This is a genomic window from Limnohabitans radicicola (genome assembly GCF_014837235.1).
Taxonomy (GTDB): Bacteria; Pseudomonadota; Gammaproteobacteria; order Burkholderiales; family Burkholderiaceae_C; genus Limnohabitans_A; species Limnohabitans_A radicicola.
This window is the reverse complement of sequence record NZ_JACYFT010000004.1, coordinates 83165-97520: the sequence shown is the minus strand read 5'-3', so window position 1 is coordinate 97520 and position 14356 is coordinate 83165. Positions and strand designations below refer to the sequence as shown.

Here is a 14356-nt window from a genome sequence, read left to right as displayed (position 1 = left end):
GTATGAGCCTGACGCGGCCTTGCCGCAGGGACAGGCGCTTGCGCGTAAACCCTTTGCCCTCAGGGTCCAGGTGTTGTCTATACTTTTTGAAAGGAAGCACGCATGACCACACAACAACTGATTTTGAGCCTGGTGCTGGCGACCATGGTGTTTTCTGTCTCGCTGGAGCTGCGGATCGATGACTTCCGGCGCGTGGCCCAAACCCCGCGTGCCGTGGTGTGCGGCCTGATCCCCCAGTTCATCCTCTTGCCTGTGGGCACTTGGCTTGCCACGCTGGTGCTGGATTTGCCCGCCAACATCGAGGCGGCCATGATTTTGGTGGCGGCTTGCCCCGGCGGCAGCCTGAGCAATGTGGTCACCCACATGGGGCGCGGCAACACCGCGCTGTCGGTCAGCATCTCGGCCGTGGCCAGTGTGATCGCGCTCTTTGCCACGCCCTTCAACTTCAGCTGGATGATCGCGGCCAACCCCGAAACCGCGTCTTGGTTGCGCCAACTGTCGATCGACCCGTCCGGTATCTGGCTGAGTCAGGTGGCGCTGCTGGGCATCCCCTTGGCGTTGGGTTTGGTTTTCTCGCATCGGCTGCCAGCGCTGACCGAGCGCATCCGCAAGCCGCTGGGCCACTTTGCGGTGGGCGCTTTGATTTTGTTCATCGTGGCGGGGCTCATCAAGGAGCGGCAATTGCTGACTCTGGGCCTGTTGCCCACCTTGCTGCTGGTGGTGCTGCACAATGCCAGCGGCCTGTTTTTGGGCTGGGCCACAGCCAAGGCCATGCGCGTGAGCGAGCGCGACCGCCGGGCCATCATGATCGAAGGCGGCATGCAGAACTCGGGCCTGGCGTTGGGCATCATCGCGGTGCAGTTTGGCAGCGACTTGGGCATGGTCACTTTGGCCAGCCTGTGGGGCATTTGGCACATCGTGAGCGGCATGGGCCTGGCCCTGTATTGGAGAAGAAAAGATGCTCGACTGGTTGATTAAAAACGGCACTGTGGTCGACGGCACGGGCGCGCCTGCGCGTGTGGCCGATGTGGGGGTGCGCGGCGGCCGCATTGTGGCGGTGGGCCAGGTGGACGAGCCCGCCCGGCAAACCCTGGACGCGACAGGTTTGTGGATCACTCCCGGTTTTGTGGACATCCACACCCACTACGACGGGCAAGTGACCTGGGACGAGTGCTTCACACCCAGCATTTACCACGGTGTGACCACCCTGGTCATGGGCAACTGCGGTGTGGGTTTTGCGCCCAAACGCCCCGGTCATGAAGACGATCTGATCAAGCTGATGGAAGGTGTGGAGGACATCCCGGGCGCGGCACTGCATGAAGGCATCCGCTGGAACTGGGAGACCTTTCCGCAGTACATGGACGCGCTGGCGGCCACGCCGCGCAGCCTGGACTACTTGGTGCAGGTGCCGCACGACCCCTTGCGCATGTATGTGATGGGTGAGCGGGCGCAGGCCCACGAGCAGGCCAATGCCGACGACATCCGGGCCATGCAGGCCCTGCTGCGCGAAGCGCTGCAGGCGGGCGCTGCCGGTTTCAGCACCGGGCGCAGCGACAACCACCGCACCTCCGAGGGCAAGGACACGCCTGCGGCCAACGCAGGCCACGACGAGCTGACCGGGCTGGCGCAGGCCTTTGAAGGTTTGGACCATGGGGTGATCCAGATCGTCAGCGACTACAACCTGCTGAGCGGCCCGGACCCCTTCGACGCCGAGTTCGATTGCGTGGAGGCGCTGGCGCGGGCCAGCGGCAAGCCGGTGTCACTGACCTGGTTGCAGCGTGACCCGGGCGGTGAGCAGTACCTGAAGATCCAACAGCGGGTCGAGGCCGCCGTCCAGGCCGGTTTGCCCCTGTACATGCAGGCTGCCGTGCGCGGCATCGGCGTGATCAATGGGCTGGACGCCAGCTTTCACCCTTTCATGGGCTTCCCGTCCTACAAGGAGGTGGCCCACCTGCCGCTGGCGCAGCGGGCCGAAGCCCTGCGCGATCCGGCCCGCAAGGCGCGCATCCTGTCCGAGAAGTCCGAACGCCTGGCCGGGGACGGCAGCGCCATTCCGCCGCTGGTGGACATCCTGCTGGCCAAGATCGACCTCATCAGCGGACGCATGTTCGCGCTCGAAGACACGCTCAACTACGAGCCCTCGGTGATGCAGAGCTTCTTGGTGCGCGCCAAGCAAGCGGGCGTCTCGCCTTTGGCGGTGATTTACGACCACCTGTGTGCGGGCGATGGTTCGGGCCTGATTTACTTCCCGATCTTCAACTACAACGAAGGCTCACTCGACACGGTGCGCCGCATGCTGGGGCACCCCAGGGCACTCAGCAGCCTGAGCGATGCGGGGGCGCACGTGGGCACCGTGTGCGATGCCAGCTTCACCACCTTCATGCTCACCCATTGGGTGCGCGACCGCGGGCGTGAGGCCATCGCACTCGAAACCGCGGTGGAGATGCTCACCAGCCGCAATGCACGGTACCTGGGCTTGACGGACCGGGGCGTGATCGCCGAGGGCATGCGGGCCGATCTGAATGCCATCGACCCGGCCCGCCTGAGCGTGGGCGTTCCCCGGTTGGTGCGCGATTTGCCTGCAGGCGGCAAGCGCTTTGTGCAAAAGGCCGAAGGCTATGTGACCACCTGGGTGGCGGGCGAGGCGGTGCAGCAAGGCGGCACGATCACCGAGGCCCGCCCTGGGCGGCTGGTGCGCATGGGGCAGCACTGACGCGCTGCGCGGTGTCTGGAGCGAAAAAAAAGCCCGGCCACCTTCACAGGTGCCGGGCTTTCTTGCAGGAGATGGATCAGCCGAGGGCCTTGACCACCGCATCACCCATTTCGCGGGTGCTGACTTTGGTGGTGCCTTCGCTGTAGATGTCGCCAGTGCGCAGGCCCTGGGCCAGCACCTTTTGCACAGCCGCTTCGATGCGCTGGGCGGCTTCTTCCTGATTCAGGCTGAAACGCAGCATCATGGCGGCGGACAGGATGGTGGCCAGCGGGTTGGCGATGCCTTTGCCCGCGATGTCGGGGGCACTGCCGTGGCTGGGCTCGTACAGCCCCTGATTTTTCGTGTTCAGGCTGGCCGAGGGCAGCATGCCGATCGACCCGGTGAGCATGGAGGCTTCGTCGGACAGGATGTCGCCGAACATGTTGCCGGTCACCACCACGTCAAAGCGCTTGGGTTCCTTGACCAGCTGCATCGCCGCATTGTCCACGTACATGTGGTCCAGCGCCACGTCGGGGTACTGCTGGCCGACTTCGGTGACCACGTCTTTCCAGAGCTGGAAGGTTTCGAGCACGTTGGCCTTGTCGACGCTGGTCAGGCGCTTGTTGCGCTTGCGGGCGGCCTGGAAGGCGACGTGGGCGATGCGCTCGATCTCGGGCTTGGAGTAGCGCATGGTGTCAAACGCTTCCTCGGCGCCGGGAAAGTGACCGTCGGTGGCCACACGGCGACCGCGTGGCTGGCCAAAATAGATGTCGCCGGTCAGCTCGCGGATGATCAGGATGTCCAGGCCCGCGATCAGCTCGGGCTTGAGGCTGGATGCGCCCACCAGTTGCTCGTAGCAGATGGCCGGGCGGAAGTTGGCGAACAGGCCCATGTTCTTGCGCAGGCCCAGGATGGCCTGCTCAGGACGCAGGGGGCGATCGAGCTTGTCGTATTTCCAGTCGCCCACCGCGCCAAACAGCACCGCGTCCGAATCCATCGCGAGCTTGAGCGTGGCTTCGGGCAGGGGGTGGCCATAAGCGTCGTAGGCGGCACCGCCGACCAGCGCGGTTTCCATCTCGAACTTGAGGTCGAGCGTGTTCAGGACTTTGACGGCTTCGGCGACGATTTCGGTGCCGATGCCATCACCGGGGAGGACTGCGATTTTCATGGGGTTTCCAGTGTGTTCTTGGGGGCTCAGGCGTTGGTGGCGGTGTGGGCTAGCCAGGGTTTGGTGGCCAGTCGTTCGGCCTCGAAAGCCTGGATCTTGTCGGCGTGGCGCAGGGTCAGGCCGATATCGTCCAGACCATTGAGCAGGCAGTACTTGCGGAAGGCCTGCACCTCGAACGGAATTTCTTCACCTTGGGGGCGCACCACGACCTGGCGCTCCAGATCCACGGTCAGCTCGTAGCCGGGAAAAGCGGCCACTTCGTCGAACAGCTGGGCCACCACGGTTTCGGGCAGCACGATGGGCAGCAAGCCATTCTTGAAGCAGTTGTTGAAGAAGATGTCGGCAAAGCTGGGCGCGATCACGCAGCGAAAACCGTACTGGTCGATGGCCCAGGGCGCGTGCTCACGCGAGGAGCCGCAGCCGAAGTTCTTGCGTGCCAGCAGAATGCGGGCACCTTTGTAGCGCGGCTGGTTCAGCACGAAGTCGGGGTTGGGTTTGCGGTCGGATTCGGGCACGCCGGGCTCGCCCTTGTCGAGGTAGCGCCATTCGTCGAACAGGTTGGGGCCAAAGCCCGTCTTGCGGATCGACTTGAGGAACTGCTTGGGGATGATGGCGTCGGTGTCCACGTTGGCGCGGTCCATTGGGGCCACGATGCCTTTGAGGAGGGTGAATTTCTGCATGCTGTGATTCCTCGATCGCTTCAGGCGAATTTGCGAACGTCAACGAAGTGACCGTGCACGGCTGCGGCTGCGGCCATGGCGGGGCTGACCAGGTGGGTGCGGCCACCCGCGCCTTGACGGCCTTCAAAGTTGCGGTTGGACGTCGAGGCGCAGCGCTCACCGGGCTCCAGACGGTCGGCGTTCATGGCCAGACACATGGAGCAGCCGGGCTCGCGCCACTCAAAGCCTGCGGCCTTGAAAATCTGGTCCAGGCCTTCGGCTTCGGCTTGCGCCTTGACCAGACCCGAGCCGGGTACGACCATGGCCAGCTTGACGTTCTTGGCGACCTTTTGGCCGAGCTTTTTGACCACAGCAGCGGCTTCGCGCATGTCTTCGATGCGGCTGTTGGTGCACGAGCCGATGAAGACCTTGTCGATGGTGATGTCGGCCAGTGCCTTGCCGGGTTGCAGGTTCATGTAGGTCAGGGCGCGCTCGATGGCATCGCGTTTGATGTCGTCCTTTTCCTTGTCGGGGTCGGGCGTGTGGCCGTCGATGCCCAGCACCATTTCGGGCGAGGTGCCCCAGGTGACTTGGGGCACGATGGTGCTGGCGTCCAGTTCCACCACGGCGTCAAAATGCGCGCCGGGGTCGGACTGCAGCGTCTTCCAGTACGCCACGGCCTGGTCCCACTCCACGCCCGTGGGCGAGAGCAAACGGCCTTTGACGTACTCGATGGTCTTGTCGTCCACCGCCACCAGGCCTGCGCGTGCGCCGCCTTCGATGGCCATGTTGCAGACCGTCATGCGGCCTTCCATGCTCAGGCTGCGGATGGCCGAGCCTGCGAATTCAATGGTGTAGCCGGTCCCGCCAGCAGTGCCGATTTTGCCGATGATGGCCAGCACCACGTCTTTGCCGGTCACGCCTTTGGCCAGCGTGCCCTCGACCTTGATGAGCATGTTTTTGGCTTTTTTGGCCAGCAGGGTTTGCGTGGCCATGACATGCTCAACTTCGGAGGTGCCGATGCCATGGGCTAGCGCGCCAAACGCCCCATGGGTGGACGTGTGCGAATCGCCGCAGACCACGGTCATGCCGGGCAGGGTGGCACCGTTTTCCGGGCCAATGACGTGCACGATGCCCTGGCGCTTGGACATGAAGGGGAAGAAGGCTGCGGCGCCGTATTCCTTCATGTTGGCGTCGAGTGTGGTGATTTGTTCTTTGCTGATCGGGTCGGTGATGCCGTCGTAGCCCAGTTCCCAGCCGGTGGTGGGGGTGTTGTGGTCGGCGGTGGCGACGATGGAGCTGACGCGCCAGACTTTGCGACCGGCTTGGCGCAGGCCCTCAAAGGCCTGAGGGCTGGTGACTTCGTGCACCAGGTGGCGGTCGATGTACAGGACGGAGGTGCCGTCTTCTTCGGTGTGGACGACGTGTTCGTCCCAGATCTTGTCGTAGAGCGTGCGTGCCATGAAGCTTCCTTGCTGTGCAGCCTGCCATTTTATGCGGATAGGCGGCCTTGATCGGGCCGTCTGCCATGGCCTTTTGGTCGCTGCGGGGACTTGAGCGGCCGGGGCCCGGGGCTGTCAGGCCTCATCAGTCGCTTCGCGCCAGCAAATTGGCCTGACAGTCCCAGGCCCTACTCGCTCAAGTGGTGGTTTATGACATGAAAAAGCCCGCACAAGGCGGGCTTTCGGGGTTCGGTTGAAAACCGATCAACGCTGCACGTCGCGGCGTGGGGAGCCTGTGAACAGTTGACGTGGGCGACCGATCTTGTACTCGGGGTCGCTGATCATTTCGTTCAACTGGGCAATCCAGCCGACGGTGCGGGCCAGGGCGAAGATGCCGGTGAACAGGTTCACAGGGATGCCGATGGCGCGCTGCACGATACCGGAGTAGAAGTCCACGTTCGGGTAGAGTTTGCGGCTGACGAAGTATTCGTCTTCCAGCGCGATCTTTTCCAGCTCTTTGGCCAGCTTGAACAGCGGGTCGTTTTCCAGGCCCAATTCGGCCAGCACTTCGTTGCAGGTTTCCTGCATGAGTTTGGCGCGGGGGTCGTAGTTCTTGTAGACGCGGTGACCGAAGCCCATCAGCTTGACGCCGGAGTTCTTGTCTTTCACCTGGTTCATGAATTCGCCGACCTTGGAGACGCCACCCATTTTCTGGATGTCTTCCAGCATGTTCAGGCAGGCTTCGTTGGCGCCGCCGTGGGCCGGGCCCCACAGGCAAGCCACACCCGCCGCGATGGCGGCGAACGGGTTGGTGCCGGACGAGCCGCACAGACGCACGGTGGAAGTGGAAGCGTTTTGCTCGTGGTCAGCGTGCAGCGTGAAGATGCGGTCCATGGCGCGCTCGAGCACGGGGTTGACCTTGTACTCTTCGCAAGGCGTGCCGAACATCATGCGCAGGAAGTTGCCAGCGTAGGACAGGTCGTTGCGGGGGTACATGAAAGGCTGACCCACGCCGTATTTGTAGGCCATGGCCACCAGGGTAGGCATCTTGGCGATCAGGCGGATCGCGGCGATTTGGCGGTGGTCCGGGTTGTTGATGTCGGTGCTGTCGTGGTAGAAGGCCGACAGGGCGCCCACCAGACCGGTCAGCACGGCCATGGGGTGTGCATCACGGCGGAAACCGCGCAGGAAGAACTGCATCTGCTCGTTCACCATGGTGTGCTGGTTCACCAGGTTGTGGAAGTCCTTGCTTTGCTGGCCGACGGGCAGCTCGCCGTTGAGCAGCAGGTAGCAGGTGTCGAGGTAGTCGGCCTTGTTGGCCAGCTGCTCGATGGGGTAGCCGCGGTACAGCAGCTCGCCCTTGTCACCGTCGATGTAGGTGATTGCCGATTGGCAGGAAGCCGTGGACAGGAAACCGGGGTCGTACGTGAACATGCCGCTTTGAGCGTACAGCTTGCGGATGTCGATCACATCAGGACCGATGTTGCCCGAGTACACGGGCATGTCGATGCTGGGGCTGCCGTTGGAGAACGACAGGGTGGCTTTGTTATCGGCGAGTTTCATGGTGGGTTTCCTCAAAAATTCAGGGGCGTGAACCAAATGGGGTCACGCTCTCAACATGTCCAGGACTTCGCGCACCTCTTCGGTGCTGATCTCGGGCTGCAGTTCCTTGCGGCGCAACAGCAAGTCCATGAGATCGTTGTCAGACAGGTCCATCAGCACATACATGCCTCGGGCTTGACCCACGGTCAAGCGAGAATCATGCCGAGCGAAGAAGCGTTCGATGAACAAATCGTTCTCCAGCAAACCACGGCGGCTGCGCCAGCGCAGTTTGCTGAGTGACCGCTCGCTCAAAGGTGCGTGGCGGTCAGCGCCGAACAAGGACGCATCTTCGAGCAGTGCTGTTTCAGTCATCAGACAGCGCGGCGGACCATCATCTCTTTGATCTTGCCGATGGCCTTGGTGGGGTTCAGACCCTTGGGGCAGACATCGACGCAGTTCATGATGGTGTGGCAGCGGAACAGGCGGTAGGGGTCTTCCAGGTTGTCCAGACGCTCGCTGGTCGCTTGGTCACGGCTGTCGGCGATGAAACGGTAGGCTTGCAACAGACCGGCTGGGCCCACGAACTTGTCGGGGTTCCACCAGAAGCTGGGGCAGCTGGTCGAGCAGCTGGCGCACAAAATGCACTCGTACAGACCATTCAACTCGTCACGCTCTTCAGGGCTTTGCAGGCGCTCGGTCTGAGGCGGTGGCGTGTCGTTGATCAGGTAAGGCTTGATCGAGTGGTACTGCTTGAAGAACTGGGTCATGTCCACGATCAGATCGCGCACGACTGGCAGGCCAGGCAGGGGCTTAAGGACGATGTCGCCCTTGAGCGTGTTCAGGTTGGTCAGGCAGGCCAGACCGTTCTTGCCGTTGATGTTCATGGCGTCGGAGCCGCACACGCCTTCGCGGCAAGAGCGGCGGAACGACAGGGTGGGGTCCACGGCCTTGAGTTTGACCAGGGCGTCCAGCAGCATGCGCTCGGAGCCGTCGAGCTCCACGTCGATGGACTGCATGTAAGGCTTGGCGTCTTTTTCCGGGTCGTAGCGGTAGATCTTGAAGGTGCGTTTTGCCATTTTTCAGATTCCTTGTGTTCGTGCAGGCCGCTCAGAAAGTGCGGGGCTTGGGTGGCACGGTTTCGGCCGTCAGAGGCTTCATGCGCACGGGCTTGTAGGTCAGGCTGTTGTTTTCGCTGTGCCACAGGGTGTGTTTCATCCACTCGGCATCGTTGCGGCCCAGAGGGCAAGTGGGGTGGGTCACATCGTGTTCGTAGTCGCGCACCAGGTGGGCACCACGGCATTCCTGGCGAGCAGCAGCGCTTTCCATGGTGGCTTGGGCAGCTTCCATCAGGTTTTCCACTTCCAGCGCTTCGATGCGGGCGGTGTTGAACACTTTGGAGTTGTCTTGCAGACCGATGTTGGCGACGCGGGCGCGCAGCTCAGCGATCTTCTTGACGCCTTCGTTCATGACTTCTTGGCTGCGGAACACGCCAGCGTGGGCTTGCATGATGGCGCGCATGTCGTTGGCCACATCCTGGGCGTATTCGCCGCTTTGAGCGCTTTCGAGGCGGTTCAGGCGGGCCAGCGTCAGGTCGGTGGCGTTGGCGGGCAGGTCCTGCACGGGGGTGCCCGGCTTGTTGTTGGCGATGATGTGGTCGCCAGCGGCCTTGCCGAAGACCAGCAGGTCCAGCAGCGAGTTGGTGCCCAGGCGGTTGGCGCCGTGCACCGACACGCAAGAGCATTCGCCCACAGCGTAGAGGCCGTTCACAGGGCGGTCTTCACCGTTCACGGTGTGGACCACCTGGCCATTGATGTTGGTCGGGATGCCGCCCATCTGGTAGTGAATGGTGGGCACCACAGGGATGGGCTCGCGGGTCACGTCGACGTTGGCGAAGTTCACGCCGATTTCGTAGACCGATGGCAGGCGCTTGTGGATGGTGTCGGCACCCAGGTGGTCCAGCTTCATGTGGATGTAGTCCTTGTTAGGACCACAGCCGCGACCTTCCAGGATTTCCTGGCCCATGCAGCGCGACACGAAGTCGCGTGGGGCCAAGTCTTTCAGTGTGGGCGCATAGCGCTCCATGAAGCGCTCGCCATTGCTGTTGAGCAAGATCGCGCCTTCGCCACGGCAGCCTTCGGTCAGCAGCACGCCAGCGCCGGCCACGCCGGTGGGGTGGAACTGCCAGAACTCCATGTCCTGCAGCGCGATGCCTGCGCGGGCAGCCATGCCCAGGCCGTCACCGGTGTTGATGAAGGCGTTGGTGGACGACTGGTAAATCCGGCCAGCACCGCCCGTGGCCAGCAGCACGGTTTTGGCTTGCAGGGTGTACAGCTCGCCGGTTTCCATTTCGAGGGCGGTCACGCCCACGCAATCGCCAGCTTCGTTGCGGATCAGGTCCAGCGCCATCCATTCCACGAAGAACGTGGTGCGGGCTGCGACGTTGGCCTGGTACAGCGTGTGCAGCATGGCGTGACCGGTGCGGTCAGCAGCGGCGCAGGCGCGTTGCACGGGCTTTTCGCCGAAGTTGGCGGTGTGACCACCAAACGGACGCTGATAGATGGTGCCGTCAGGGTTGCGGTCGAAAGGCATGCCCATGTGCTCCAAGTCGTACACGACCTTGGGCGCTTCACGGCACATGAATTCGATGGCATCCTGGTCGCCGAGCCAGTCGGAGCCTTTGACGGTGTCGTAAAAGTGGTATTCCCAGCTGTCTTCGCTCATGTTGCCCAGCGATGCGGACACGCCGCCTTGCGCTGCCACGGTGTGCGAGCGGGTGGGGAACACTTTCGACAGGACGGCCACGTTCAGGCCGGCGCGGGCCAGCTGCAACGAGGCACGCATGCCGGAGCCGCCAGCGCCGACGATCACGACGTCGAACTTGCGGTTGGAGATTTGATCTTTGGTGTAGCTCATGGTTCTTTATCTTGGTGTGAGATCAACGCGGTGACAAACGTTCAGACGCGCCACAAGGCCTGGACAGCCCAGCCAGCACAGCCGACCAGCCAGACGAGGGTGAAAACGTGCAGCACAAGGCGCACGCCCACGGGCTTGATGTAGTCCATCCAGATGTCGCGCATGCCGACCCACACGTGGTAGAGCAGGGCGATGATGACCGCGAAGGTCAGGAATTTCATGCATTGGCCGGCGAAGATGCCTGCCCATTGTTCGTAGCCGATGGGGCCGGACGTGGTCAGGACCTGCACCAGCAAGATGATGGTGAACAAGGCCATGAGGGCGCCGGTCACGCGCTGGGCCAGCCAGTCGCGAAAGCCATAACCTGCACCGGTGACGATGCGCTTGGAGCCGTAATTGACGGACATGGATGTGCTCCTGTAGATGAATTAGTAGAGGCCGAACAGCTTGGCGCCCAGAGCGGCTGTGAGGCTCAGGCTCAGCACCAGGGTGACGATGGCCGAGGACTTGCCGAACTCTTTGGTCACGGCGTGGCACACATCCATGTACAGGTGGCGCAGACCAGCGATGAAGTGGTGCAGATAGCCCCAAATCAGGGCCAGTGCCACCAGCTTCATGAACCAGCCGGGAACAAAGCCGATACCGACGTTGAATGCGGCAGAGAACTTGGCAAACGAGATCTCGGAGGTGATCGAGTTGTCGAACAGCCAGATGATCAAGGGCATCAGGATAAACATCAGCAAACCGCTCACGCGGTGCAGGATCGACACCCAGCCCGCGGCCGGCAGACGGTAGGTCGGCAGGTCTTTGAGGGCATTGATGTTGCGGAATTCGGGCCGCTTTCTTGCAAGTTCAGTCATGGTGGTGCTTTTTCGTTGGTAACGGGTTTGTAATTAACAAATGACAAACTCTCATATTCTATTGCAACGCAGCAAACTGACATGAGCATTTCACACTTGTTGTCGAAACCGCCACAATGCTGTCAGCTCAGTGCGTTGTGGTAGTGGTGCTTATGGGTCAGGTACAGGCCCCGGCGCAGTTCCATCGGGGTGTCGTTGTAGGTGTAGGCCACCCGCTCCACGCTCAGCAGCGGGGTGCCAATCGCCACGCGCAGCAGCGCTTGCTGCGAGGCATCGGGCAAAACCGCCCGGATTTTCTCTTCGGCCCGCACCATGCGCACACCAAACTCGGTTTCAAACAGGGCGTACATGGGGCCGTGGTAGTCCGACAGGCGTTCAGCCGTCAGCCCCTTGAAGGGGTTGCCGGGCAGCCAGAGGTCTTCGAGGATGGTGGGCTCGCCTGCAAATGAAAGTACCCGACGCACCTGCAACACGGGGTCGCCCGAGCGCAGGGCCAGCGTGCGGGCAATGTCGGCCGTGGCCCGCAGGCGCTTGCAGTCAACAATTTCTCGCTGGGCCGGGCCTTCGCTGTCGAGGTTGCCGGTGTCGGGCACCAGTTTCAGGAAGCGGTACTGAACATGCTGCTCGGCATGGGTGGCCACAAAGGTGCCTTTGCCCTGGCGCCGCACCAGCAGGTTGTCGCTGGCGAGTTCGTCAATGGCTTTGCGCACCGTGCCCTGGCTGACCCGGTAACGGCTGGCCAGCTCGATTTCGCTGGGAATGGACTCGCCTGGTTTCCACTCGCCCGATTGCAGGCTTTGCAGGATCAACCCCTTGATCTGTTGGTACAGGGGGCTGAAAGCGGGCGTTGCGGCCTGCGTTTCGGCGCCTGACGGGGTGTCTGGCAGTGAAGTTGAGTTGTTCATGAAGGCTTTTTGACCCCGCAGGTCAGGGTCGTGTCAGGTGCGCAATCATATCTTATATAAGACATAAGACAAATTGACGATTGAGGGTTTTCGCGGGTACACTCGCAGGTTGTTTCCATCTATCACTTCTGGAGTTTTTCAATGAGCAAAAAGCCCGTCCGCGTTGCCGTTACAGGCGCAGCAGGTCAAATTGGTTACGCACTGTTGTTCCGCATCGCTTCTGGCGAAATGCTGGGCAAAGACCAGCCCGTCATCTTGCAATTGCTGGAAGTGCCTGCTGAAGGCCCCCAGAAAGCGCTCAAGGGCGTGATGATGGAGCTGGAAGACTGCGCATTCCCATTGCTGGTGGGTATGGAAGCCCATGGCGACCCCATGACCGCCTTCAAGGACGCTGACTACGCCTTGCTGGTGGGTTCGCGCCCACGTGGCCCAGGCATGGAGCGTGCCGAATTGCTGGCCATCAACGGCGCCATCTTCACCGCCCAAGGCAAGGCCCTCAACGCCGTGGCTTCGCGCGACGTCAAAGTGCTGGTCGTGGGCAACCCCGCCAACACCAACGCTTATATCGCCATGAAGGCCGCCCCTGATCTCAAGCCCGGCAACTTCACCGCCATGTTGCGCTTGGACCACAACCGCGCTGCTTCGCAAATCGCTGCCAAGACCGGCAAAGCCGTGGCCGACATCGAAAAACTGTGCGTGTGGGGCAACCACTCGCCCACCATGTACGCCGACTACCGTTTCGCCACCATCAAAGGCGAATCCGTCAAGGCCATGATCAACGACCAGGAATGGAACGCCAACGTGTTCCTGCCCACCGTGGGCAAGCGCGGCGCGGCCATCATCGAAGCCCGTGGCTTGTCCTCGGCTGCTTCGGCTGCCAACGCTGCCATCGACCACATGCGTGACTGGGCCTTGGGCACCAACGGCAAGTGGGTCACCATGGGCATCCCGTCGCAAGGCTGGTATGGCATTCCCAAGGACGTCATGTTCGGCTTCCCCGTCACCTGCGAAAACGGCGAATACAAAGTCGTTGAAGGTCTGGAAATCGATGCGTTCAGCCAGGCTTGCATCGACAAGACCCTCAAAGAGTTGACCGACGAGCAAGCTGGCGTGGCCCACTTGATCTGATTGCCTCTCCGAGACATTCAGTGAGCCATCCTCGCGACGTCCTGTTGGGTGCGCAAGCCGCAAGCGTTCAGCTGCCGGTTTGCGACCATTACAGCGGTGTCGACGCGAGGATGCGCAAAAGCTTGCAACTGCAGGCTGAAATGACGCAGGAGTTTGGAACCTGCGTCTTTGATGTGACCCTCGATTGCGAAGACGGTGCCCCTGTGGGCGGTGAGGCAGAACATGCCGCGCTGGTCACCGAGCTGGCGCTGGGCGCGGCGCCCAATGCCCGTGTGGGTGTGCGTGTGCACCCCGTGGATCACCCCAGTTTCCAGGCCGACATGGCCACCATTGCAGGCCAGGCGGCCCAACGCTTGACGCACATCATGGTGCCCAAGGTCGAGTCAGTGGCCGATGTGCAGCTGGCCGAGCAGGCCTTGATTCAGGCCGGTGCGCACGATCTGCCTTTGCATGTGCTGATCGAGTCGCCCGCTGCCGTGCACCGCGCCTTTGACATTGCCGCCCACCCGCGTGTGCAGTCGATCAGCTTTGGCCTGATGGACTTTGTGTCGGCCCATGGCGGGGCGATTCCTGCCGACGGCATGGGCATCCAGGGGCAATTCACCCACCCGCTGGTGCTGCGCGCCAAACTCGACATTGCCAGCGCGTGCCACGCCCACGGCAAGGTGCCCTCGCACTGCGTGGTCACCGAATTCAAGAACACCGATGCCATCCGCGTGGCCGCCCAGAAAGCCGCCCGCGAGCTGGGTTACACCCGCATGTGGAGCATCCACCCCGACCAGATCCGTCCGATCCTGAAGGCCATGGCCCCCAGCGAAGCGCAGATCGACCAGGCCAGCGAGATCATCCTGGCCGCTGTCGCCGCCGATTGGGCGCCGATCAGCCATGCCGGTCAGCTGCATGACCGGGCCAGCTACCGTTTCTTCTGGCAGTTGCTCGAGCGCGCGCACCAGACGGGGCGCGCATTGCCCGCTGCTGTTCAGTTGTTTTTTGCAGCACCTGGCCAAGCGGCCGTGCTCGGTTCATGATGTGGGTTTCACTCTTTCA

At 62.2% G+C, this 14356-nt stretch carries 14 protein-coding genes; 4 read left to right on the top strand and 10 right to left on the bottom strand.

Annotation, left to right across the window (positions count from 1 at the left end; genetic code table 11):
• The first annotated feature begins 102 nt into the window (after positions 1-102).
• Together IC609_RS14905 and IC609_RS14900 are read left to right on the top strand one after the other, a co-directional pair.
• A complete protein-coding gene (locus IC609_RS14905) occupies positions 103-978 on the top strand; it encodes a bile acid:sodium symporter family protein (RefSeq protein ID WP_191820321.1) in 876 nt (291 codons plus the stop codon).
• Positions 959-2713, top strand: a complete 1755-nt coding sequence (locus IC609_RS14900; RefSeq protein ID WP_191820320.1) for an N-acyl-D-amino-acid deacylase family protein — start codon at positions 959-961, stop codon at positions 2711-2713. Before IC609_RS14905 ends, IC609_RS14900 begins: the two co-directional genes overlap by 20 nt.
• Positions 2714-2789: 76 nt before the next feature.
• On the opposite strand, the gene leuB is transcribed toward IC609_RS14900, so the two are convergent.
• From leuB to IC609_RS14850, 10 genes are all read right to left on the bottom strand, one after another.
• On the bottom strand, positions 2790-3860 hold the full coding sequence (leuB, locus tag IC609_RS14895) for a 3-isopropylmalate dehydrogenase (RefSeq protein WP_191820319.1): 1071 nt from the start codon (positions 3858-3860) through the stop codon (positions 2790-2792).
• 26 nt (positions 3861-3886) lie between these two features.
• On the bottom strand, positions 3887-4540 hold the full coding sequence (gene leuD / locus IC609_RS14890; protein WP_191820318.1) for a 3-isopropylmalate dehydratase small subunit: 654 nt from the start codon (positions 4538-4540) through the stop codon (positions 3887-3889).
• A 20-nt stretch (positions 4541-4560) separates the two neighbouring features.
• Positions 4561-5982 (bottom strand): 3-isopropylmalate dehydratase large subunit, encoded by a 1422-nt coding sequence (gene leuC / locus IC609_RS14885; RefSeq protein ID WP_191820317.1) that lies wholly within the window; start codon positions 5980-5982, stop codon positions 4561-4563.
• 243 nt (positions 5983-6225) lie between these two features.
• Positions 6226-7524: a citrate synthase gene (gene gltA, locus IC609_RS14880; protein WP_191820316.1), complete on the bottom strand. Its 1299-nt coding sequence runs from the start codon at positions 7522-7524 to the stop codon at positions 6226-6228.
• 42 nt (positions 7525-7566) lie between these two features.
• A complete protein-coding gene (locus IC609_RS14875; protein WP_108371716.1) occupies positions 7567-7875 on the bottom strand; it encodes an FAD assembly factor SdhE in 309 nt (102 codons plus the stop codon).
• The gene (locus IC609_RS14870) at positions 7875-8579 is read right to left on the bottom strand and encodes a succinate dehydrogenase iron-sulfur subunit (protein ID WP_191820315.1); all 705 of its coding nucleotides are present in this window, start codon (positions 8577-8579) and stop codon (positions 7875-7877) included. The genes IC609_RS14875 and IC609_RS14870 overlap by 1 nt, the downstream gene beginning before the upstream one ends.
• Positions 8580-8610: 31 nt before the next feature.
• Complete coding sequence (gene sdhA / locus IC609_RS14865; RefSeq protein ID WP_191820314.1) at positions 8611-10416, bottom strand: succinate dehydrogenase flavoprotein subunit; 1806 nt, start codon at positions 10414-10416, stop codon at positions 8611-8613.
• A 41-nt stretch (positions 10417-10457) separates the two neighbouring features.
• Positions 10458-10823, bottom strand: coding sequence for a succinate dehydrogenase, hydrophobic membrane anchor protein (gene sdhD / locus IC609_RS14860; protein WP_191820313.1), 366 nt, complete (start codon positions 10821-10823; stop codon positions 10458-10460).
• A 21-nt stretch (positions 10824-10844) separates the two neighbouring features.
• Positions 10845-11276 carry a succinate dehydrogenase, cytochrome b556 subunit gene (gene sdhC, locus IC609_RS14855; RefSeq protein ID WP_191820312.1) on the bottom strand — a complete coding sequence of 144 codons (432 nt, stop codon included), beginning with the start codon at positions 11274-11276 and terminating at the stop codon, positions 10845-10847.
• Positions 11277-11398: 122 nt separating this feature from the next.
• Positions 11399-12181: a GntR family transcriptional regulator gene (locus IC609_RS14850; RefSeq protein WP_191820311.1), complete on the bottom strand. Its 783-nt coding sequence runs from the start codon at positions 12179-12181 to the stop codon at positions 11399-11401.
• 141 nt (positions 12182-12322) lie between these two features.
• Here IC609_RS14850 and IC609_RS14845 point away from each other — a divergent pair, with 141 nt between their 5' ends.
• Entirely contained in the window at positions 12323-13309 is a 987-nt protein-coding gene (locus tag IC609_RS14845) for a malate dehydrogenase (RefSeq protein ID WP_191820310.1), read from the top strand.
• 20 nt (positions 13310-13329) lie between these two features.
• The gene (locus IC609_RS14840) at positions 13330-14337 is read left to right on the top strand and encodes an HpcH/HpaI aldolase/citrate lyase family protein (RefSeq protein ID WP_191820309.1); all 1008 of its coding nucleotides are present in this window, start codon (positions 13330-13332) and stop codon (positions 14335-14337) included.
• The last annotated feature ends 19 nt before the right edge of the window (positions 14338-14356 follow it).

Coding starts and splice junctions, on each gene's coding strand:
- IC609_RS14905 (WP_191820321.1), top strand. CDS start 103: ATGACCACACAACAACTGATTTTGAGCCTGGTGCTGGCGACCATGGTG.
- IC609_RS14900 (WP_191820320.1), top strand. CDS start 959: ATGCTCGACTGGTTGATTAAAAACGGCACTGTGGTCGACGGCACGGGC.
- leuB (WP_191820319.1), bottom strand. CDS start 3,860: ATGAAAATCGCAGTCCTCCCCGGTGATGGCATCGGCACCGAAATCGTC.
- leuD (WP_191820318.1), bottom strand. CDS start 4,540: ATGCAGAAATTCACCCTCCTCAAAGGCATCGTGGCCCCAATGGACCGC.
- leuC (WP_191820317.1), bottom strand. CDS start 5,982: ATGGCACGCACGCTCTACGACAAGATCTGGGACGAACACGTCGTCCAC.
- gltA (WP_191820316.1), bottom strand. CDS start 7,524: ATGAAACTCGCCGATAACAAAGCCACCCTGTCGTTCTCCAACGGCAGC.
- IC609_RS14875 (WP_108371716.1), bottom strand. CDS start 7,875: ATGACTGAAACAGCACTGCTCGAAGATGCGTCCTTGTTCGGCGCTGAC.
- IC609_RS14870 (WP_191820315.1), bottom strand. CDS start 8,579: ATGGCAAAACGCACCTTCAAGATCTACCGCTACGACCCGGAAAAAGAC.
- sdhA (WP_191820314.1), bottom strand. CDS start 10,416: ATGAGCTACACCAAAGATCAAATCTCCAACCGCAAGTTCGACGTCGTG.
- sdhD (WP_191820313.1), bottom strand. CDS start 10,823: ATGTCCGTCAATTACGGCTCCAAGCGCATCGTCACCGGTGCAGGTTAT.
- sdhC (WP_191820312.1), bottom strand. CDS start 11,276: ATGACTGAACTTGCAAGAAAGCGGCCCGAATTCCGCAACATCAATGCC.
- IC609_RS14850 (WP_191820311.1), bottom strand. CDS start 12,181: ATGAACAACTCAACTTCACTGCCAGACACCCCGTCAGGCGCCGAAACG.
- IC609_RS14845 (WP_191820310.1), top strand. CDS start 12,323: ATGAGCAAAAAGCCCGTCCGCGTTGCCGTTACAGGCGCAGCAGGTCAA.